Genomic DNA, 19,478 nt, shown 5'->3' with positions numbered 1-19,478 from the left:
CCGGCGAGTTCGCGGCGGCCCGGAAGGAGCTGCTGGACTGCGGTCTGATCCGATGAGGACGGAAAGCCGCCCCGCGGCAGCCTCGACGAGCCGGCGCCGACACTCGTCGCCGACCTGATCTCCGAGCTCCGGTCGAGCGGGTGGTCCCGGGGTGGCGGCGCGCTCGCCAGGCATCACTGCCGGCCCGGGGCACTCCAGATGTCCTGCAAGAAGTCCGAGGCATCCGCCAGTTCCGGCAGGGCGATGCCGTGTCCGAGCCCCGGGTAGCGGCGTTCCGCAAGTCGGGCGCCCGACTTCTCGCGCAGCCATTCACCCGTCCTGGCCACAAGGCCGGCCGGGATCACCGGATCCGCGTCGTCCCGCCCCCAGAAGACCGGCACCCCGGCCAGGCGTCCCGGCTCCTCCGGCAGGCCCGCGTCCCACGGCAGCGTGCCGGACAGGAGCACGGCGGCGGCGAATCGCTCCGGGCGGGCGAGCAGCAGACCGCCCGCCATCGCCATGCCGCCCGAGAAGCCGAGAAGCGAGACCGAGGTGTGCCCCGCGGCCTCGATGTCGAGCCAGCCGAACAGCCAGTCGGCGGTCGCGGCGATGGAGTCGGGCAACGGGCGCCCGATGCCCCGGTTGGCGAACCACGCGTATCCAGCACCCTCGGCCAGCGGGGCGCGCACGAAGGCGGCCGTGGCGCCCTGCGGCAGATGCGGCGCGAGCTGCGCGAACGACGCCTCGTCCGCCCCCCGCCCGTGCAGGGCGACGACGAGCGGCGTGCCGGGCCTGCGGGCGGGCTCGACGGACCAGCGGATGGTGGGGGCGACGGTGTACGGCATAGCGGCAACTCCTGGTGCACGTACGGGACATGGTGGCAGCCGACCGCTGTGCACAAGCAGGGAGCCGAAGCGGCGCCGCGGTCCGGTCGGCCGCGGCGTCGACCTTACACGAATTGCTTGAAAGTTGAAGCAAAGCTGATTCGTGAGTTACCTTGAAGTTTCAAGTTCATGTGGAAGTGTCGCCCGGCGTCGTGCGGCCCCTGCCACCCGCCCCACGAGGAGCCCCTCCCTTGACCACTCCTGCCACCGCCCTGTCCCGCCCCGCTGCCGCGCCCGAGAAGGCCCCGGCCGCCCCCGCCCGCGCCTATGACATCGGCCTGCTCGTCCTGCGCCTCGCACTCGGCCTGATCATGGCTGCGCACGGCACCCAGAAGCTGTTCGGCTGGTTCGGTGGGGGTGGCATCGACGGCACCGGGCAGTTCTTCGCGGCCACCGGCTACCCCTCACCGAGGGCGTTCGCCGTCGTGGCCGGGCTCAGCGAGACCCTCGGCGGGCTCGGCCTCGCGCTCGGTCTGCTCACTCCGCTCGCCGCCGCGGCCGTCGCGGGCACGCTTGTCAACGCGATCTCCGTCAAGTGGGGCGGCGGCTTCTTCGCCCCACAGGGCGTCGAGTACGAAATCCTCATCGCCCTGACCGCGGTGACGCTCGCCCTGACCGGCCCCGGCCGGATCGCCGTGGACCGACTGCTGCCCTGGCTGCGCTCGCACCGGATCGCCTACGGCGTCGCCGCGATCGTGCTCGGTGCCGCCGTGGCCGGCGTCACGCTGCTGCTGCGTCACTGAGGCAGGGCTCCCTCCCCTCCGTGTCGCACGCCACTCCATGCCCCGGTGGCGGCGATCGTGGTCTGCATGCTGGGGAGCTGTGCCTCGACCTCCGTCTCGCGGCCGAGCGCGTACAACTGGTCGATGATGCCCACCTGGGCGTCGCGGCCGAAGGCGCCCCCGAGCACCGCCGCGCGCCGGAGGAGCCGAAGGGCCGTGTGCGACGGCGGCCGCACGGTGGTCCGGGCAGGCAGGAGATGAGTCTGTCCGGGCCGATGGCATTGCGTCCGGCTCGGTGGCTTCAACGGAGTACGGACCGCCCGCCGTATTTCAGCGGCCTCGGGGAACAGCGGAACGGCGGCCGATCCATGCGACACCGGACCGTTCTCGTCCCGGGGTCGGGGGCGGAGAGATGAGGAGGCGCCGGGGTGTTCTTCGGTCCCGGCACCTGGCCGAAGCCAGGATGCCGGGACCGGAGGCCCTGCGCAGTCCGACGTGCCGGATCCGGTGCCGCCGTGCGGACGAACCGGTCCAGCACCTGGCAGATCTCCTCCGCCGTGCTCGGCGAGGAGCCGAAGAGGGAACGGCGGCCGCAGCCCCGGCCCGGCCCGTGTTCACCGCTGACTCGGCCTCGGCCAGTGCTTCCGCGGTTTGACTCCGGAAGCACTCGGCCGCCTCGGTGTCCCCGCCGTCCGGCGGGGGCCCGGCCGGACGGCGTGATCCGACCGGGTCAGCCGGCCCAGACCTCGGCTTCGTCGGCCGGGACGGTGGTGGCGAGCTTCAGCTCCTTGCGGGCGGCGACCGTCTTGCCCGGGTCGATACCGGCGAAGGCCCGGTCGTAGGCGAGGTAGAAGGCGTCCGTGTCACCGGCCGAGGCGGCCTTTTCCCACGCACCGGCGGTCTCCTCCAGCCGTGCACGGAGCTTGACGGTCTCCGGCTGCTCAATGCTCTTCAGGGCCGTGAGGTGGGTGCCGAGCGCGGCGGTAACGGCTTTGGCCTGCTTCTTGTAGCCGGCGAAGTCGTCCTCGACATGCTCTGCTTCGGGCTGGTTCGTCCACAGGGCCTCGTAGACGGCGTTCGAACCCTTCAGGTACGCGAGCTGGTCGGCGTTCAGGGGCTTGCTCTTCAGCGAACCGGAGAACGTGCCCGCTTCCTTGGTGTACGTGCAGCTCACGGCCCGATCGCCCGTCGCCCAGCTCTCCTTGGTGGGGGAGTAGTAGTAGACGTCGACGCCCTTGGGCAGGGCCCAGGCGTCGGGGGCGAACTTCTGTGCCTCGGCCGGGCATCGTTCGTCGGCGATCTGTGCGGTTTTGTCCTCACCGGGGTACGCCGAATGCCCGTCGATCTTGAAGTCACCGACGACCTGGCCCTTGTGCGGTTCCTTGCACGGCACGACCTCGACGCTGAGCTCCTCGCTCTTGGGCGCCGCGTTGTTCGGGTTGTAGCAGTCGCCGGTCGCGAGCGAGAAGACCGACCGCTGGCGAACCACTTTCTTGGCACCGGCCTCTGCGCTGTCGAGGGCTTCGGAGCATCCCACCGCTCCGACCGAGATCAGGGCTACGGCAGCGGATATACCGCGCAGGGAACGGGACGTGACACCGAGAGACATGACGTGAGCATCCTCAAACGGAAGGGTTGCGAACAGATGTGCGCATCGTATGGCATGTCAGTGACAGTGCTGTGTGCAGGCGCTTTGGTGCACCGGTGGTGGTTGTGCGGGTGATAACCGGACGAGTTGTCGTCCGGCGCTTGAGAGTCTGCCGCGCTCCTGCTTCTGCCTCAGGCGGTCCGCGTCGAGGTAACAGACACCCGCTCGGACCGGCTCCAGCCCCAGCCGCCACAGCCCCTGGCCTGGGGCTCGTTTCGAACAAGCGGACAGTACCCGGGGCGGGATGAATGGCTTGGCGGCAGTCTCTGCCCCTACTTGGGCGCGGGGCGCATGGGCGGCATGATCGATCGTCCCCGACTATGGGCAGCCCCGAGAAGTCGGACGGTTCATGCACGCCGGCGATGACTGTGGTCAGCGGCAGATCCAGGGACGCGGCGGCACGTCCGACTCCTCTGGCGACCGACTGACACCGCGCCCATATACTCGTTGGCCGACCTGCCCGTTCGCCGCCACCCGGTGGCTCCGGGCCGGGTCGTCGGGGGAGGAGCACGCAGTGGTGGGCGCGACCGGACCGATCCGGACAGGCGTGGCGCTGGCGGGCGGGCGTTACCGCATCGAGGAGCAGGTCGGCCAGGGCGGTATGGCCGCCGTGTACAAGGCGCATGACACGGCGCTGAACCGGACGGTCGCCGTCAAGACCATGCTGGCCATCCTGGCCCACGACGAGCAGTACCGGGCACGTTTCCGGCGTGAGGCCCAGTCGGTGGCCAGGCTCAGTCACCCCTGCGTGGTCGCGGTGCATGACACGGGGGAGGAGCGGTTCGCGGACGGACAGCTGATTCCCTACCTCGTCATGGAGTTCGTGCGCGGGGCCACGCTGAGCGAGTTACTCGCGGAGTCCGCGGCTTCCGGCCGAGCCATAGCGCTCGACAGCGCCCTTGAACTGACCGCGGAGGTGCTCTCCGCGCTGGCGGCCAGTCATACCGCGGGAATCGTGCACCGTGACATCAAGCCCTCCAACGTCGTCGTGGCCGACGACGGTGCGGTCAAGGTGATGGACTTCGGCATCGCTCGCGCACTGGACGGGCCGGGGGCGGGAGGGACCGTACTGACCGCCACCGGTGGTTTTATCGGGACTCCCCACTACATGTCCCCCGAGCAGTTCGAAGGCCGTCGGGCGGTCGACGGCAGATCCGATCTGTACGCGGCGGGCGTCATGCTGTTTCAGCTGATCAGCGGTCAGTTGCCCTTCGACGGGGACTCGCACATCTCCATCGGGTACCAGCACGCCACCACGGCGGCGCCCACACTGACATCCACGGGGGTCAGGGTGCCGGAGGCGGTCGAGGCGCTGGTGGCCCGCGCGCTGGAGAAGAACCCCGGGAACCGGTTCCAGGACGCACACGTGATGCGCGCGCAGATCGAGTACGTACGCGAGCAGATCAGCCATGCGGTGACGCAGCCGGATGCCGCTCTGTTCATGCCGACGCCCACGGCCGTGGTCACGTCGACGGATCCCGTTCCTCCACCACCGGTCGAGCCGGCCCGGCCCCGGGCCGCGGACGCGTACGCGAGCCGCAGCGGTGACTTCCCGCCGGGGCCGACCACGGCGCCCGTACCGCCCGTTGAGGGATGGAACCACGGCGTCGGCGCGGTACTCGGCCCGGCGCAGACGCAGGCGGCGAACAGAAGGGCGGCGCAGCGTCTGCGTCGGGCCTACCTCCTGCTTGTCCCAGCCTTTCTGCTCCAGGCCGCCCCGGCCTTCCTCGCCTTCGTTCCGCTGATGGTCGCTGTGTGGGGGATCTGGCTCACGGCAACGGGCGGCTCATCCCGGCCGGGGCAACAGCGCAGCGTCTCGCTCGCCGTCTTTCAGGCGACGGCGCTCGTGCCCCTGCTGGGACATGTCCTGCTCGCCATAGTGTCCCTCGCCCGGTTGGCCCCGGTGGTATCCGGCGGCAGCTAGACCGTCGGCGCTCAGGGCCGCCAGTGGTCGCCGATGTCCTCGACGGAGGTCACGTCGAGCGGACACCGGGTCTCCTCATGATTCTTCAGGATGCGACAGGAGACCCGGCCGGACGTTTTGCAGCGCGCGGCTCCCGGATGCCGGTGAGCGCTCGCGCTGCCACGACCCGCTGGGTCAGGCGGCCGTCGATCCCACGGGCGCCGTGTCACCGGCGGCATCATCCGGTCTGCGACGCATGGAGAGCAGGAGCGTGACGAGTGTGCCCGCCGCCGCCCATGCGGACAGCACCAGCAGTGGTCCGGTGACCGCGTTGCCCTTGAAGTAGGCGATCGAGCGTGCCACCCAGGTGCCCGCCCCGGGCGGCAGCGCGGGGCCGATCGCTCGCCAGAAGTCCGGGAGCATCGGCAGCGGGAAGGCGCCGCCGGCGCTCGGGTTGCCCGCGATCACCACGATCAGGACGGCCAGGCCGATGCCGACGATGCCGGTGAGGGCCTGCAGGGCGAGCGTGAGCATGCCGACCGCGAAGACGGTCAGCGCGCCCAGCCCCGACAGGCCCCAGAAGCTTCCGGGCAGGGCGCCGAGGATCGGGCCGATGATGATCGCGCCGCCGATCCCGCCCACGATGGAGTACAGCGCCATGACGCCGGTCCGGATCAGCGCGCGCTGCCGGTTGGCGGGCTTGGAGCCGGCACTGATCGCCAGGATCGAGGCGCAGAGGTAGCCGCCCACGCACCAGCCCACGACCAGGTAGAAGGACGAGAGCCCGTCGAAGTCCTGGTCGGAGGCCGGGGCCACGTCCACGGACCGCACTGTGCGCTGCTGGGTCAGATCGACCTTCGTGATGATCTTCGTCAGGGTGTCGGCCAGCGCGGCACCCCCGCCGGAGGCGACCAGCACGGTGTCGGTCGTGCTCCTGGGGCTGACGATCAGGGCGCCGTCGATCTCGCGGTTCAGGATCTGCCCACGGGCCGTGGCCGCGTCGGCGACCGTACGGGGGGCCAGCGGGCCGCCCGGGAGATTCTTCAGCTCGGCGATCAGCTGTGCGGACATCTGCTGGGGCGCGACGACCCCGAAGGGTACGTCCGTCGGTTTCGGCTTGTGCAGCGCTCCGACGTAGGACGCGATGAACAGCAGCTGCAGTCCGAGCACACCGATCACAAGCAGTGCGGCCCGTGGAGTGACGGCGTTCTTCACCTCGTCAGCGAAAGTCATGCCCCCACGGTCCGGGTCGTCGGCCGTTCGCGCAGGTGGGACCGGGCCGAATGGCTGACCGGAGCGCCGGTCCGGGGCCGGGTGCATGTCCCGCACTCCGGGTATCGTACGAATGTTCGAAACTTGGTCTATGGTGGAGAGCGAGGGGTGGTGAGTGCGGATCGGTCCAGGAGGTGCAGATGCCAGGGTTCACGCATCTGCATACCGTTTCCGGGTTCTCCCTGCGGTACGGGGCCTCGCACCCGGAGCGGCTGGCGGAGCGCGCCGCGGAGCGGGGGATGGACGCTCTCGCGCTGACCGATCGCGACACGCTCGCGGGTACGGTCCGCTTCGCCAAGGCCTGCGAGAGGGCCGGGGTGCGGCCGCTCTTCGGAGTGGAGCTCGCGGTGGACCCTGCGGCGGCGGAGCATACGGGAGAAGGCGGACGCACGCATCGGCTGCGGGCCCCGGTCCGCGGCGGCGCCTTTGTCGATGAATCCGCACCCCGGGTCACCTTCCTCGCCCGGGACGGTGCGCAGGGCTGGGCGGAGTTGTGCCGACTCGTCACCGCCGCCCACGCCCCCGCGCCCGCCGGTGCCGGACAGCCCCTGGTCGGCCGGTCCGAGCTGCCCGCCGAAGGGCTCACCGTGCTGCTCGGCCCCGCCTCCGACGTCGGCAGGGTGCTGGCCGCCGGCCGCCCGGACCGGGCCGCCGCACTGCTCGCCCCCTGGCGGGAGATCTACGGCGACGACCTGCGCCTCGAAGTCGTCCACCACGGACGCGAAGGCACCGGACCCGGATCGCTGCGGCTCGCCGCCCGTACCGTCGGCTTCGCCGCCGAGCAGGGGGTGCGGGCCGTGCTGACCAACGCAGTCCGGTACGCCGACCCCGGGCAGGGCCCGGTCGCCGATGTGCTCGACGCGGCCCGCAGGCTGGTCCCCGTCGACCCCCGCCGCGCCCCGCTCGACAGCGATGAGCGCTGGCTGAAGGATGCCCGCGCGATGGCGGAGACCGCCGAGCGGATCGCCTCCTCGGCCGGGCTCGGCCGGGACGGTGGAGCGCGGCTGCTCGCGGAGACCCGGCGCACCGCCGACGCCTGCGTCGTCGACCCCGAGGGCGACCTCGGCCTCGGTGCCGTCCACTTCCCCGAACCGCATCTCGTCGGTGCCGGTCGGCGCACCGCCCAGCGGGTACTGGCCTCCCGCGCCGCCGCCGGAATGGTGCTGCGCGGCTACGACCGCAGGCGCGACTACTGGGAGCGGATGCACCAGGAGCTGGACATCATCGCCTACCACGGTTTCGCCTCCTATTTTCTGACGGTTGCTCAAGTCGTTGATGATGCAAGGGCGATGAAGGTACGGGTTGCCGCCCGGGGCTCCGGCGCGGGCTCCCTGGTCAACCATCTCCTCGGGATCGCGCACGCCGACCCGGTCGAACACGGGCTGCTGATGGAACGCTTCCTCTCCAAGCGCCGCTTCGTGCTGCCCGACATCGACATCGACGTCGAATCGGCCCGCCGCCTCGACGTCTACCGCGCGATCATCGGCCGCTTCGGCACCGAGCGGGTCGCGACCGTCGCCATGCCCGAGACCTACCGGGTGCGCCACGCCATCCGGGACGTCGGCGCGGCGCTCTCCATGGACCCGGCCGAGACCGACCGGCTCGCCAAGGCCTTCCCGCACATCCGGGCCCGCGACGCCCGCGCGGCCATGGAGGAACTGCCCGAACTGCGCGAAGTGGCGCGGGAGAAGGATCGGTACGGGCGGCTCTGGGAGCTGGTGGAGGCGCTGGACGCCCTGCCGCGCGGCATCGCCATGCACCCGTGCGGGGTGCTCCTCTCGGACGCCTCTCTGCTGCGTCGGGTGCCTGTCATGCCGACCAGCGGGGAGGGTTTCCCGATGGCGCAGTTCGACAAGGAGGACGTGGAGGATCTCGGGCTGCTCAAGCTCGATGTGCTGGGCGTACGGATGCAGTCGGCGATGGCGCACGCGGTCACGGAGATCAAGAGGACCTCGGGGCGGGACGTGGATCTGGACGCCGTACCGCAGGGCGATCCGGAGACGTACCGGCTGATCAGGAGTGCTGAGACGTTGGGCTGCTTCCAGATCGAGTCGCCGGGCCAGCGCGACCTGGTCGGCAGGCTCCAGCCCGCCACCTTCCACGATCTGGTGGTCGACATCTCGCTGTTCCGGCCGGGGCCGGTCGCCGCCGACATGGTGCGGCCGTTCATCGGGGCCCGGCACGGCCGGACACCCGTCCGCTACCCCCACCCCGACCTGGAGGGGGCGCTGCGCGAGACGTACGGAGTGGTCGTCTTCCATGAGCAGATCATCGAGATGGTCGACATCATGACCGGCTGCGGCCGGGACGAGGCCGACCGGGTGCGGCGCGGGCTCTCCGACCCCGGGGCGCAGGGCCGGATCAGGGTGTGGTTCGCGCAGCAGGCGGCGGTGAAGAAGTACAGCGCCGAAGTGATTGCCCGCGCCTGGGAGATCATCGAGGCGTTCGGCTCGTACGGCTTCTGCAAGGCGCACGCGGTCGCCTTCGCCGTACCGACGTATCAGTCGGCGTGGCTCAAGGCGCATCACCCGGCGGCCTTCTATGCCGGGCTGCTCACCCATGATCCGGGGATGTACCCGAAGCGGCTGCTGCTCGCGGACGCGCGGCGGCGTGGGGTGCCGGTGCTGGGGCTGGATGTGAACCGGTCGGCGGCCGCCCATCGAATCGAACTGGTGTCTGATGGTGAGAGGGGGAGGGAGGTCTGGGGGGTGCGGCTCGCGCTCTCGGACGTCCATGGCATCAGTGCGGCCGAGGTCGCCCGGATCGAGGCCGGGCAGCCCTTCACCTCGCTGCTGGACTTCTGGCAGCGGGCCAGGCCGGGAAAGCCTGCCGCTGAACGGCTGGCCCAGGTCGGCGCGTTGGACGCGTTCGGTGCCAACCGGCGTGATCTGCTGCTGCATCTGTCCGAACTGCACCGTGCCCAGCGAGGTACCGGGGCGCGGTCCGGCTCCGGTGGCGCGCAGCTTCCGCTCGGCGAGGGGCGCAGGACCGGCTCCATCGGGCTGCCCGACCTCAACGAGGCCGAACGCCTCAGTGCCGAGCTCGGCGTCCTGAGCATGGATGTCTCCCGCCACCTGATGGGCGATCACCATGCGTTCCTGAAGGAGCTCGGCGCGGTCTCCGCCAAGCGGCTGCGCGGGGCGCGGCACGGGCAGACCGTGCTGGTCGCGGGCGCCAAGGCGGCCACTCAGACCCCGCCGGTCCGCTCCGGCCGCCGGGTCATCTTCACCACCCTGGACGACGGTACGGGCCTGGTCGACCTGGCCTTCTTCGACGACAGCCATGCCGCATGCGCGCACACCGTCTTCCACTCCTGGCTGCTGCTGGTACGCGGAGTGGTGCAGCGGCGCGGACCGCAGAGCCTGAGCGTGGTCGGTGCGGCCGCCTGGAACCTGGCGGAACTGGCCGAGCTGCGGCGTACCGGCGGACTCGACGCGGTCGCGGCCCGGCTGGCGGCGGAGCCCTCGTCCGAGGAGGGCGCCCCCGAGGCTCCCGGTCCTGCTCCCGCCGACAGCGGCCGTCGCATCCAGATGTCCACCGGGTACGAGATGAACCCCTGGTCCGACCTCCAGCCGCCCGGCGAAGGCGTCGCCACCGGAAGGAAGTTGTGGCACCAGAGTCCGGGGAGCGCGGGATGAGCACTGCACATGATGCGCCGGGAATCCTGTATCTGCGGTTCCGCAAGGTCGGCGGCGGCCTCCCGGACAGCGCCTGCTATGAGGGGCTGCTCGCCCTTCTCGGTGCGTTCACCCCGGTGGTCGAGGCGGTCCCGCCCGACGGGGCGCTCGCCGATGTGCGCGGCGCGCTGCGCTACTTCGGGCGGGACGTGAAGGGGCTGGCCTCGGTGATCCGGATCCGTGCGCTCGCCCTGCACGGCGTGGACTGCGCGATCGGGGCCGCGCAGAACCCGATGCTGGCCCGGATGGCGGCACGGCAGGCCGGGCCCGGGACGACCTTCGTGGTCCCCGCGGGCGGGGGAGCGGAGTTCCTCGCGGCCAAGCCGGCCGCCGCGCTGGACGGCGTGGGGGCGGCGACGGCCCGCACCCTGTGCGGGTACGGGCTCGACTCCGTCGGCCGGATCGCTGCGGCCCCGCTCGGCACCCTGCAGCGGATCACCGGCGTACGGACGGGACGTGAACTGTGGGAGCGGGCGCGCGGCATCGACCGTACGACGGTCGTACCGGGCGCCGCCGCCCGGTCGATCGCCGCCGAACGGTCCTTCCCGCGCGACGAGCTGGACCGGGAGCGGCAGCGCCGCGCGCTCATGTCGCTCACCGAGGAGCTGGGGGCCAGGATGCGCGGGGACGGGCAGGTGTGCCGGGGGCTCTCGGTCTCCGTGCGCTATGCCGACCGGACCGGATACTCGACGCTGACCCGCAGTCGTGTGCTCCGGGAGCCCACCGCACACTCCGCGGCGCTCACCGAACTCGCGTACCGGATCCATGACTCGTTCGCTCTGCAGCGGGCCCGGGTGCGGGGGATCGCGCTGCGCGCGGAGGGGCTGACGGATGCCGAACGGGCCGCGCACCAACTGTCGTTCGACCCGGTGGACGAACAGGCGCGCCGGATCGAGGCGGTGGCGGACCGGCTGCGTGCCAGGTTCGGCCCGCGGGCCGTGATGCCGGGGCGGCTTGCGGCCTGATCGGCCCCTTGGCGCCACATCGTTGATTACTCATCAGTTTTTACCGACGCGTAACTTCCCACGCCACCTTACTCGCCCGTAATTTGGCATGAGCACACAGGAAATTCAGCAGTCAGAACTTGTGGTCCGGGCCGCAGGGTGCACAGACATCGCAACTCCCTTGAGCCGCAAGGAGACCACACGATGCTGCCCCGGACCCGTGCGCCGCGCACCCCACGTGCGCGGAGAACCCTCGCCGCACTGCTCCTCGCCGTCGCGGCAGTCGCCACCCCCACGGCCACTGCCGCTGCAGCCGCCCCCACCGTCGCCACAGCCACCTCCCGCGGCTGGAACGACTACTCCTGCAAGCCCTCCGCAGCCCATCCCCGCCCCGTCGTCCTGGTCCACGGAACCTTCGGGAACTCGATCGACAACTGGCTCGTCCTCGCCCCCTACCTCGTCAACCGGGGGTACTGCGTCTACTCGCTCGACTACGGGCAACTGCCGGGCGTTCCGTTCTTCAACGGCCTCGGTCCGATCGACAAGTCGGCCGGTCAGCTCGCCACGTTCGTCGACCAGGTGCTCGCCTCCACCGGGGCGCCGAAGGCCGACATCGTCGGCCACTCCCAGGGCGGCATGATGCCCAACTACTACCTGAAGTTCCTCGGCGGCGCCGCCAAGGTGAACGCCCTGATCGGGCTGGCGCCCGACAACCACGGCACCACCCTCCTCGGACTGACGAAACTGCTGCCGTACTTCCCGGGAGCGGAGGACCTGCTGAACGCCAACACGCCCGGTCTCGCCGACCAGGTGGCCGGCTCCGCCTTCATCACCAAACTCAACGCGGGCGGCGACACCGTGCCCGGAGTGCGCTACACGGTCATCGCGACCAGGTATGACGAGGTCGTGACCCCGTACCGTACGCAATTCCTGGACGGGCCGAACGTACGCAATGTCCTCCTCCAGGACCTGTGCCCGGTCGACCTGTCCGAGCATGTGGCGATCGGGACCGTCGACCGGATCGCCTACCACGAGGTGGCGAACGCCCTGGACCCCGCGCACGCCACCCCGACCACCTGCGCCTCCGTCATCGGCTAGCCCACGGACTCGCCCCAGGTGCTCAGTGCCGGTGCCGGCCCCCGACGGCGGCCCGGCGGCGGACCGAGGCGAACAGTGCGGCCGCACCCATGGCAAGCGCGGCCGCACCGCCGATGGTCAGGTAACGGGTACTGCCGTCACGCGGCATCCGCCACCGGATCGCCCGCAAGGGCATCGAATCCTCCACCCGGCTCGGCCGCCACAGCTGGGTCGTCGAGCGAACGGTGTCCTGGTTCGCCGGATGCCGCCGCCTGCACCGTCGATAGGAACGCAAGCCCGAGCACTTCCTCGCCATCGTCGGCATAGCCGCAACCCTCATCTGCCACCGCCGACTCACCAAGTGAAACGACGCCTGACGGCGACCCGGGTTGGTTCCGCAGGGCGAGGTTGAGCGGCCCTACCGCCTGCTGGTGCGGTTGAGGATCAGGTCGCCGGCGCGGGCGAGAACCTCGGCTCGGGTGCGGCCCTCATGATCGGCGGCGAGGGAGTGGTTTCCGATTGCCACGCAGAAGGCGATCAGGCTGCGGGCCTCAACCTCGTCGGGATCGGAGCAGAAGGTGCCGATCATCTCGCGCAACAGGTCCATACGCCGGTTGTCCACCCGTCGCAGGCGCTCGGCGACCGCCTCGTCACGCCGGGCCCAGTCACGGACCGCGAGGTCGATGGGGAGCAGCCGGTCGCTGGAGAAGGTGAGCATGCCTGCACGCTGGGCCTTGGTCTTCGGGTCGCCGCCCTCGCGCTCGACCCGGTCGATCACCTCGTCGGTGCTCTCCTGCTCCCAAGCGTCCAGCATCGCCTCCAGCAGCGCGTCGCGGTCGGCGAAGTACCCATAGAACCCGCCCTTGGTGACGCCGAGCCGCTTCGCCAGCGCCTCGACCCTGACGGCGTCCGGACCACGGTCGGCCAGCGCCCGCAGACCTTCCTCCACCCATGTGTCGCGCGGTGTGCGAGCAGTGCCCACGATGTGTTCCACCTCACTCATCCATCGGATATACGTAGCCGTATATCCGATCTAGCCTCATCTTATACGTAAGCGTATAACGGGGATGGCGGACGGCGCCCCGAGACAGGAATGGCGGCAGCGGCCATGAAACTTCCTCACACCTCCCACACCGATCAGCCGTGGCGGATCCACGCGCTCACCCGCGACTTCGAGACCGAGGACGTGTGGTCCTTCCGCACCCCTGGCGCCGGGCCGGGCGACTTCCCCGTGATGCTCGCCGCGATGCGGGCGGGCGACGGCTTCGCCAAGCAGAATCCTGCGGTCCGGTTCCTGTTCGCGGTGCGCTGGAAGCTCGGCGCCCTGCTCGGATGGGACAAGCCCAGGGCCGGCCTCGGGACGCGGGTCCAGTCGCTGCGCGACCGCCTGCCGCGCGACCTCCGCGAGACCGTGGACGGGCCCGACTCCGGCGGCAACCCGTTCACCCCCGTGTACGAGCTCGACAACGAGTCCGTCCGCGAACTGGCGAACAAGACCGTCCACACCCTCATGCACCTGGGGTGGGTGCTGTCCAGCGACGGCGACCACGAACTGCGGATGGCGGTCCTGGTCAAGCCCAACGGCCGGTTCGGACGGCTGTACATGGCCCTCATCGCACCGTTCCGCTACCTGATCGTCTATCCGGCGCTCACCCGTCAGTGGGAGCGCGCCTGGCGGGACCGCGCGCTTCTGCTTCCCAAGGGCACCAGTCCTCAACCGTGATCGCTGCGAGCGCCGGTCAGGGGCTGGGGGGAACGGTTTCTGGCGCGGCAGGCCCCTGACACCGGCGCTTACCCCACCGGGTAAGCAGGAATCTCCCGGCTTCGGCCGGGAGAGCACTTCAAGAGGTCGCCGCCCGTCGCCGAGCTCCCCGACCGACCGCATCCACGGAGATGAGCACTTCACCCCGACCGGCTCCGCGTGGACCAACCAGGTCGAGCGGTGGTTCGGCTTCCTGGCCGACCAGATGATCCGCCGCGGCGCACACAAGAACGTCCAGGCGCTCGAAGCCGACATCCGCACGTGGGTCAAGAACTGGAACGAGGACCCAAACCGTTCATCTGGACCAAGACGGCCGAGGAGATCCTCGACTTCCTCGCCGTTTTTGCCGACGGATCTCCGGCGCAGGACGCTAGGGGTTCCCGAGTTGTTCCGCCGCACGCAGCGCCAGCGAGGCCGCGAGCGTCACCCCGGGGTGCGCAGCCAGTGCGACGATCCCCGGAGCACTCGCCAGCGGTGCGCAGAGCACGCCGTCGCCTGCCGGGATCGGGCGGACGCCTATGGTCACGTCCCCCAGCACCGGTTCCTGCGGCAATCCGAACGCCTCCCTCACGGCACTCAGGGACGCACGCACCCGCGCCCGCGTCGCCGTCTCCGTCTCGCCCGGGACCACGTCCTCGGCGCCGACGAAGCCGTGCCGGGCGGACGGCCGGATCTCGAACGCCGGCGTGGACACCACACGGTCCAGGCGTAGTTCCGGCGCGGTGAAGGTGAAGCGCGCGGCCGGGACACCGGGGACTTCGATGTGCTCGCCGAGCTGCTCCGCGAGGGCGGGCAGGCCCGTCCCGCAGGCGAGTACGATCCGATCGACGACGAGTGCCGCTCCGGTGCCCTGCAGCTCGTAGCCGCCCGCCCGCCGCGCCCGGATGCGATCCACCCGAATGGCGACTTCAGTGGCGCCGCCGGCCCGCGCGCGGGCGAGGAACGCGCGGCGCAGGTCGTCCGGCTCGACCATGCCCTCGTCGCTCGCGTGCGCGACCACCGGCGGCGCCACCCGCAGGCCGGGAAGGATCTGCCGCAGAGCCTCCGCCTCGACGGTCGCGACGCCGGAACCCGATTGCTCGGCGAATCGAGCCGTCGCGGCTGCGGTCGACGCCCAGCTCACGGCGCCGTTCCAGGTGATGACGCCGCGCAACGGTGGCGTCGCCGTGACGTTGCGCAGCACGCCGAGCGACCGGGCGAGCTCGTCCCGATCGCGCGCGCCCGACGGCGGCTCCGCCGCCGACCCGTGCGAGTTGAGCCAGCCGAACGCCACATCCGTCACCGGAGGCCGCGACTCCTCCGCCGTGCAGACCACGACGGACAGGCCGCGGCGCACGAGCTCGTCCGCCACCGCGGCTCCCAGTGCGCCCGAGCCCACCACGGCGACGCGCATCATGCTCTCTCGAACCATTTGCCCACCTCTGCTTCCTCGGCGACCAAGCGCACCGCACGGCGACGGAGTTCAAGCGGGTACCGGGAAGGCCGTGCCATGACTCGATCCTTTCATGAAATCGAGTCTCCATTCGAGCCGCGGCGGTCCGGCCTTGGATGCGCTGGGCGGTGGACCGAAGGGCCCGCGCTGTCATTCGGTGCTCAAGATTCTGCGCCGGGCGGTCCCGGAGCTGAACACAGCAAGAACTCCTGACGGAATGAACCGCAGCAGCCCCTGCACGGACCCTTGCTTCGCAGCGCGTGGATGATGACTGACCGTTGATGTCGGTGTGGGAGCAGGACGGCTGGAGTGAACACGATGGATCTCATCGGCCTTGCTGATGGCGAGAACAGTGTCGTGATCCGAGTGCTGGGACGCCACATGTAGGGGGTGCTGCCTTGGCATGACTCTCTTGATGCTGAGGTCGTCATCGCGAGCGGGTTCGCCGGCGGACGTCTGAGCGTGTGCCTGGCCCGGGAAGACCTGGACAGTTGGGCCCATGCCTTGGACGCGCTCGCCGCCGGCCGAGATGTCGGTTGGATGGACGACGGGCGCAACCCGGAAGTCCGGATCGAGGTCCGCGGCCAGCGCGGAGTGCCGGTGGTCACCGTGGAGGACACGCCAGCTTCCGGAACCCTGGTCAGTGTCCCGGTGCGGGTCACCGCAGGGTGGGTCGATGAACAGCGTGACCGTCTGCGACAGGTCAGGGAGAACTGGCCGAGCGAGGTCATCGAGACGGCCCCGAACGCCTACGAATGGCGGCGATGAACAGCGGCCGGCCGTCTCCAGCAAATCAGCGCACACCCGATGCTCAGCAATGCTTCGTGGATGTCATCGCGTATCTCCCGGCGAATCCGCAGGCGACGGAACCAATACGGAACCAATACAGATAGCGGGGTGTTCTTTCGCTGAGGCGCCGCCCCTCGCGCTCGGGCCTGTGGGGGGTGTTACGGGAAGCCGTGGTGGTTCCGGCGGCTCGTGGTCGTGTGCCCTTTTGTCAGGGGGTGCTGCCGCGTCGGGCGTAGGCGCGGGCGGCGCGGGCGCGGTCGCCGCAGCGGGTGGAGCACCAGTGGCGGCGGCCGTGCCGGAGCAGGTAGCTGGGCCCACTTCACCGAGGGTCGCGACGATCTGGCGGCCGCCTTCACCGCCGCGGGGCTGGCCGACCGCCTGGACTGGGGCCACCGGGGCTGACCCGGCCGACGCGACCGTCCAGCACGGACGCCGGCGGTTGAAACCTTCCGCACCACTCATGTCCGTGGCGGCCCGGCGGGTCCGCCGGGCCGCCACGGAACGCCGAACCACGGCCGGCCCGCCGGCTCAACACCCCTGAGGCGCAAGCATGTCCACAGAGACTCACACGAACCTGGTACGTCACTTCTACGAAGCCCTCGAAGGTGAGGACTACGCGGCGGTGACCGGCATGTTCCATGAGGACTTCATCTTCTACAACCAGCTCGACACGCCCCGCCCGGGTGCCGACGGGTTCATCGCCGCGGAAAAGGAGCACATCGACGCCTTCAAGGGGAGCCGCCTGACGGTCGAGTGCACCGTGGCCGAAGGCGACCGGGTCGGCGCCTTCGTCGTGGTCGAGGGAGACCAGAACGGCGAGTTCTGGGGAGTACCTCCGGCAGGTGCACACGTGCGCTTCTCGATGTTCAACCTCTTCACCTTCAAGGACGGGAAGATCATCGAGAAGCGCGCCCACTACAACCTCCTCGACACCATCGAGCAGCTCAAGGCCGGACCCAGCGCGTAACAGCCGTCGCACGACCCGTGGCTGCACCGTCGCGGCTTTGCCGACTGCCTCCGGATCGACCGGCCCACCGGTGCGTTCTACCTCCACGACGACGTCCAGGCCGTGGTGGAGACCCTGACGACCGAGACCGACGTCCGCCACCCCCGCGAACTCGCCGACTACGCGAAGGCGTTCGAGGGGCCGGCACGGATGGCCGTGTATGGCGATGCCGCTCGCGACCTCATCCACGCCGCGCCCTGCGCGGGGACAGGTGTGATGTCTCATGTCGATCCCCTCGAACTGTGGAGATCTCCTGACGACCAGCAGATCCCGGGATAAAACACTGGGAGAAAACGACCTCCAGGAACGACCGGCCGTACGGTGCGTACATGACCGCCGAAGCTTCCGAGAAGATCCGCCTCGCCACCCCGGCCGACGTCCCCGCCGTGCGGGCCGTCACCGACGCCGCCTACCGGCACTACATCGAACGCATCGGTCTCGTACCCGCACCGATGGAGGCGGACCACGCGGCGGATGTCGCCGCGGGCCGGGTGCACGTGACGGGGGTCCCGGACATCATCGGTGCCCTGGTCCTCGTACCGCACGACGACCACCTCTTCCTGGAGTCCGTCGCCGTCCACCCGGACGCGGCCGGCCGGGGAGTCGGCCGGCGGCTGCTCGCCCACGTGGACGCGCACGCCCGCAGCCTCGGCCTCCCCGAGATCCGGCTCTACACCAACGCCCTGATGTGGGAGAACCAGAAGCTCTACCCGCGCTACGGGTACGAGCTGGTGGAGCGCCGTGTGGACGGCGTGTACGACCGCTTCCACTACCGCAAGCGGCTGGCCGGCTGATCGACTCCGTCAGTGGGGGATGGCACGATCGGCTCATGACGACGATCGACTGGGATTCGGCAGCCGACCCCTTCGACGAGGAGCCCGACCACGGGCTGCTCGACCCGGCGGTCCGGCACGCCTGGGCGCAGCGGCTGGAGAGCTGGCTGCCCAGTGAGCGCTCCGAGGTGCTCGACCTGGGATGCGGCACCGGAAGCCTTGCGCTGCTCGTCGCCGGGCAGGGGCACCGGGTCACCGCCGTCGACCGGTCGCCGCGCATGGTGGAGCAGGCACGGGCCAAGCTCGCCGGGACGGGTACCGGGGTGTTTCTCGGAGACGCGGCCCAACCGCCGGTCGGAAAGCAGCAGTTCGATGTGATCATGGCCAGACATGTCGTGTTTCTGCTGCCTGATCCGGCGGCAGTCCTGCGCCACTGGTTCGCCCTGCTGCGGCCCGGCGGCCGGCTGATCCTGATCGAAGGCGTCCGGGGCGGCGTCGGCCTCCCCGCCGAGCGGCTGACCGGACTTCTCTCCGAGCTCACCGAACGCATCCACCACGAGCGGCTCTCCGACGATCCGACCCTGTGGGGCAAGCAGGTCGACGACGAGCGCTACGCCCTGGTGGCCCGCGCCGAACCGCCGCACCGGCACACCGAGGTCGTCGATGTGCATCTGATCCTCCGCCGCGGCCCGGACGTCCTGCTTGCCCGCCGGGCCAATACCGGTTACGCGGACGGGCTGTTCAACGGCCCGTCCGGACATGTCGAGGACGGTGAGGACGTCCGCGAGGCGATGATCCGCGAGGCCGCCGAGGAGATCGGTGTCGAACTCGGCCCGGACGAGCTGTGGGTCGCCCTGGTCATGCAGCACCGGGGCCCCGGCGGCAGTCCCAGGACCGGCTGGTTCTTCGAGGCGGAGTACGACCCCGCCCGCCCGCCGTACAACCGCGAACCGGACAAGTGCTCCGAGCTGGCGTGGTTCCCGCTGGACGCCCTGCCGGACGACATCGTCGCCTACTGCCGCGCGGGACTCGACGGCTACCGCGCGGGGGAGCACTTCCTGATCCACTGGCACGAGGACGGCGACACCGTGGTGTACCAGCCGCACGCGATCCGCCGCGCCGTCCCGCTGCCGGCCGGCGGGGCCCGCACCGGCGGGGTGCACCACATCGAACTGTGGGTGCCCGATCTGCCGGCTGCCGAGCAGGGGTGGGGCTGGCTGCTCGGCGAGCTGGGCCATGTCCCGTACCAGCGCTGGGAACACGGGCGGAGCTGGCGGCGCGGCGACAGCTATGTGGTGGTCGAGCAGTCACCCGACCTGACCGGGGGGACGCACGACCGCCGCCGCCCCGGGCTCAACCACCTGGCGTTCCACGTCCGGGACCGGGCCACCCTCGACGCACTGGTGGCCGGGGCCCCGGAGCACGGCTGGCAGCCGCTCTTCCCGGACCGGTACCCGTACGCGGGCGGGGACGGGCACATCGCCGCCTATCTGGAGGACGCGGCGGGGTACGAGGTGGAGCTGGTCGCCGGAATCCAGCAAGCCCGACCGGCGCCAAAGGACCCGGCGCCGCACACCGATGTATGGGCGCGGCGCCGGGACTAGGGCTTG

At 70.6% G+C, this 19,478-nt stretch carries 17 protein-coding genes and 5 pseudogenes; 14 read left to right on the top strand and 8 right to left on the bottom strand.

Annotation, left to right across the window (positions count from 1 at the left end; genetic code table 11):
* Positions 1-173: 173 nt before the first annotated feature.
* Positions 174-824: an alpha/beta hydrolase gene (locus IEZ15_RS11710; protein ID WP_189276352.1), complete on the bottom strand. Its 651-nt coding sequence runs from the start codon at positions 822-824 to the stop codon at positions 174-176.
* A 230-nt stretch (positions 825-1,054) separates the two neighbouring features.
* Here IEZ15_RS11710 and IEZ15_RS11705 point away from each other — a divergent pair, with 230 nt between their 5' ends.
* On the top strand, positions 1,055-1,606 hold the full coding sequence (locus IEZ15_RS11705) for a DoxX family protein (protein WP_373302549.1): 552 nt from the start codon (positions 1,055-1,057) through the stop codon (positions 1,604-1,606).
* Here the strand turns inward: IEZ15_RS11705 and IEZ15_RS11700 are convergent.
* Both IEZ15_RS11700 and IEZ15_RS11695 read right to left on the bottom strand, forming a co-directional pair.
* Positions 1,600-1,821 (bottom strand): hypothetical protein, encoded by a 222-nt coding sequence (locus IEZ15_RS11700; protein WP_189276350.1) that lies wholly within the window; start codon positions 1,819-1,821, stop codon positions 1,600-1,602. The two genes, IEZ15_RS11705 and IEZ15_RS11700, sit on opposite strands and share 7 nt — an antisense overlap.
* Positions 1,822-2,315: 494 nt before the next feature.
* A complete protein-coding gene (locus tag IEZ15_RS11695; protein WP_189276349.1) occupies positions 2,316-3,194 on the bottom strand; it encodes a septum formation family protein in 879 nt (292 codons plus the stop codon).
* Between the two features lie 556 nt (positions 3,195-3,750).
* On the opposite strand from IEZ15_RS11695, the gene IEZ15_RS11690 reads away from it, so the two are divergent.
* On the top strand, positions 3,751-5,157 hold the full coding sequence (locus tag IEZ15_RS11690; RefSeq protein ID WP_229845837.1) for a protein kinase domain-containing protein: 1,407 nt from the start codon (positions 3,751-3,753) through the stop codon (positions 5,155-5,157).
* Positions 5,158-5,331: 174 nt separating this feature from the next.
* Here the strand turns inward: IEZ15_RS11690 and IEZ15_RS11685 are convergent, their stop codons facing one another.
* On the bottom strand, positions 5,332-6,369 hold the full coding sequence (locus IEZ15_RS11685) for an ABC-2 transporter permease (RefSeq protein ID WP_189276345.1): 1,038 nt from the start codon (positions 6,367-6,369) through the stop codon (positions 5,332-5,334).
* Positions 6,370-6,548: 179 nt separating this feature from the next.
* On the opposite strand from IEZ15_RS11685, the gene IEZ15_RS11680 reads away from it, so the two are divergent.
* The 3 genes from IEZ15_RS11680 to IEZ15_RS11670 all read left to right on the top strand — a co-directional run bounded on the left by IEZ15_RS11680 (position 6,549) and on the right by IEZ15_RS11670 (position 12,127).
* Positions 6,549-10,046 (top strand): DNA polymerase III subunit alpha, encoded by a 3,498-nt coding sequence (locus IEZ15_RS11680; protein WP_189276343.1) that lies wholly within the window; start codon positions 6,549-6,551, stop codon positions 10,044-10,046.
* Entirely contained in the window at positions 10,043-11,050 is a 1,008-nt protein-coding gene (locus IEZ15_RS11675) for a DNA polymerase Y family protein (protein ID WP_189276341.1), read from the top strand. The genes IEZ15_RS11680 and IEZ15_RS11675 overlap by 4 nt, the downstream gene beginning before the upstream one ends.
* Positions 11,051-11,233: 183 nt before the next feature.
* On the top strand, positions 11,234-12,127 hold the full coding sequence (locus IEZ15_RS11670; RefSeq protein ID WP_189276339.1) for an esterase/lipase family protein: 894 nt from the start codon (positions 11,234-11,236) through the stop codon (positions 12,125-12,127).
* Between the two features lie 22 nt (positions 12,128-12,149).
* Here the strand turns inward: IEZ15_RS11670 and IEZ15_RS11665 are convergent, their stop codons facing one another.
* Positions 12,150-12,302: a hypothetical protein gene (locus tag IEZ15_RS11665; protein WP_308427395.1), complete on the bottom strand. Its 153-nt coding sequence runs from the start codon at positions 12,300-12,302 to the stop codon at positions 12,150-12,152.
* On the opposite strand from IEZ15_RS11665, the pseudogene IEZ15_RS11660 reads away from it, so the two are divergent.
* Positions 12,259-12,471: pseudogene (locus IEZ15_RS11660) on the top strand (IS5/IS1182 family transposase); the annotation flags it as partial. The gene IEZ15_RS11665 and the pseudogene IEZ15_RS11660 overlap by 44 nt on opposite strands.
* Before the next feature lie 53 nt (positions 12,472-12,524).
* Here IEZ15_RS11660 and IEZ15_RS11655 read toward each other — a convergent pair.
* Positions 12,525-13,109 carry a TetR/AcrR family transcriptional regulator gene (locus tag IEZ15_RS11655; protein WP_189276337.1) on the bottom strand — a complete coding sequence of 195 codons (585 nt, stop codon included), beginning with the start codon at positions 13,107-13,109 and terminating at the stop codon, positions 12,525-12,527.
* 105 nt (positions 13,110-13,214) lie between these two features.
* Here IEZ15_RS11655 and IEZ15_RS11650 point away from each other — a divergent pair, with 105 nt between their 5' ends.
* Both IEZ15_RS11650 and IEZ15_RS47015 read left to right on the top strand, forming a co-directional pair.
* Positions 13,215-13,829: a DUF2867 domain-containing protein gene (locus IEZ15_RS11650; protein ID WP_189276334.1), complete on the top strand. Its 615-nt coding sequence runs from the start codon at positions 13,215-13,217 to the stop codon at positions 13,827-13,829.
* A 175-nt stretch (positions 13,830-14,004) separates the two neighbouring features.
* Positions 14,005-14,228: pseudogene (locus IEZ15_RS47015) on the top strand (IS630 family transposase); the annotation flags it as partial.
* Between the two features lie 10 nt (positions 14,229-14,238).
* On the opposite strand, the gene IEZ15_RS11645 reads toward IEZ15_RS47015, so the two are convergent.
* Entirely contained in the window at positions 14,239-15,279 is a 1,041-nt protein-coding gene (locus IEZ15_RS11645; protein ID WP_189276332.1) for an NAD(P)/FAD-dependent oxidoreductase, read from the bottom strand.
* Positions 15,280-15,690: 411 nt separating this feature from the next.
* Here IEZ15_RS11645 and IEZ15_RS11640 point away from each other — a divergent pair, with 411 nt between their 5' ends.
* Complete coding sequence (locus tag IEZ15_RS11640) at positions 15,691-16,068, top strand: DUF5959 family protein (RefSeq protein WP_229845836.1); 378 nt, start codon at positions 15,691-15,693, stop codon at positions 16,066-16,068.
* Between the two features lie 229 nt (positions 16,069-16,297).
* Here IEZ15_RS11640 and IEZ15_RS11635 read toward each other — a convergent pair.
* Positions 16,298-16,396 (bottom strand): annotated as a pseudogene (locus tag IEZ15_RS11635) (CGNR zinc finger domain-containing protein); the annotation flags it as partial.
* On the opposite strand from IEZ15_RS11635, the pseudogene IEZ15_RS44600 reads away from it, so the two are divergent.
* The 5 genes and pseudogenes from IEZ15_RS44600 to IEZ15_RS11615 all read left to right on the top strand — a co-directional run.
* Positions 16,396-16,491 (top strand): annotated as a pseudogene (locus IEZ15_RS44600) (MBL fold metallo-hydrolase); the annotation flags it as partial. The pseudogenes IEZ15_RS11635 and IEZ15_RS44600 overlap by 1 nt on opposite strands.
* Before the next feature lie 148 nt (positions 16,492-16,639).
* Positions 16,640-17,056, top strand: coding sequence for an ester cyclase (locus IEZ15_RS11630; protein ID WP_189276330.1), 417 nt, complete (start codon positions 16,640-16,642; stop codon positions 17,054-17,056).
* Positions 17,057-17,119: 63 nt separating this feature from the next.
* Positions 17,120-17,290 (top strand): annotated as a pseudogene (locus IEZ15_RS11625) (transcriptional regulator); the annotation flags it as partial.
* Positions 17,291-17,424: 134 nt separating this feature from the next.
* Positions 17,425-17,889, top strand: coding sequence for a GNAT family N-acetyltransferase (locus tag IEZ15_RS11620; RefSeq protein WP_189276328.1), 465 nt, complete (start codon positions 17,425-17,427; stop codon positions 17,887-17,889).
* 35 nt (positions 17,890-17,924) lie between these two features.
* Positions 17,925-19,472, top strand: a complete 1,548-nt coding sequence (locus tag IEZ15_RS11615) for a trifunctional class I SAM-dependent methyltransferase/NUDIX hydrolase/VOC family protein (RefSeq protein ID WP_189276326.1) — start codon at positions 17,925-17,927, stop codon at positions 19,470-19,472.
* Positions 19,473-19,478 lie beyond the last annotated feature (6 nt).

This window comes from Streptomyces atratus (genome assembly GCF_014648655.1).
GTDB lineage: Bacteria > Actinomycetota > Actinomycetes > Streptomycetales > Streptomycetaceae > Streptomyces > Streptomyces atratus.
Note: the sequence above shows the minus strand (reverse complement) of the source record. Positions and strands in the feature narration are given on the sequence as shown.